At 41.1% G+C, this 642-nt stretch carries 1 protein-coding gene; it reads left to right on the top strand.

What is annotated here, in order from left to right:
* Window positions 1-642: IS91 family transposase (locus tag MBEAL2_RS28670; protein ID WP_047155568.1), on the top strand; the 642-nt coding region annotated here is incomplete at both ends.

The raw sequence follows: 642 nt of genomic DNA, 5'->3' as shown, positions 1-642 counted from the left end.
TTATATTCCGTTTCTCATGTTGAGAAAGCAGTGGCAGACGGTGGTCTTAAAGCTCATTCGACGTACAGTAAGTGGAGAAGAAAAGAAACAGATTCAACCTTTGCTGCAAAAGGCCTATTTGGAAAACAAGGAAGGGTTTTACATCTACGCTCCGAAGCAGAAAGGGAATGTAAGGGAGCAGTTGAAGTACATTGGACGCTATCTTCGGCGTCCTGCCATTGCTCTGCATCGGATTGAAGAATATGATGGACAATTTGTTACCTTCCGGTATTACGACAAAACAGAACAGACGGAAAAGCAGGAAACGGTTTCCGTGGAGGAGTTTATTGCTCGTTTAATTCGTCACATTCCAGACGAACAGTTTAAGTTAATCCGTCACTATAGTGTATATTCTCGGAAATTAAAAACGATGTGTAAGAAGCTTATCACTGCATGGCAAAAAGAAGTAAGAAAGTGGATTGTAAATGTACGAAAGGTTCTCCGAAGGAGAAGGTGGAGAGAGAAGATTAGAGAAGGAACAGGGAAAGACCCAATGATATGCTCTGTATGCCAATGTTATTATGAGTACAAAGGAGAAGTATGTCTGTACGATGGCGAATTAAAAGTGAAATATGCTGTCGATGACATGGCAAGGAGATATCT

Source organism: Aneurinibacillus tyrosinisolvens, from assembly GCF_001015055.1.
Classification (GTDB): Bacteria; Bacillota; Bacilli; order Aneurinibacillales; family Aneurinibacillaceae; genus Aneurinibacillus_A; species Aneurinibacillus_A tyrosinisolvens.
The sequence above is the reverse complement of the archived record's forward strand: the minus strand, read 5'-3'. Positions and strand labels throughout refer to the sequence as shown.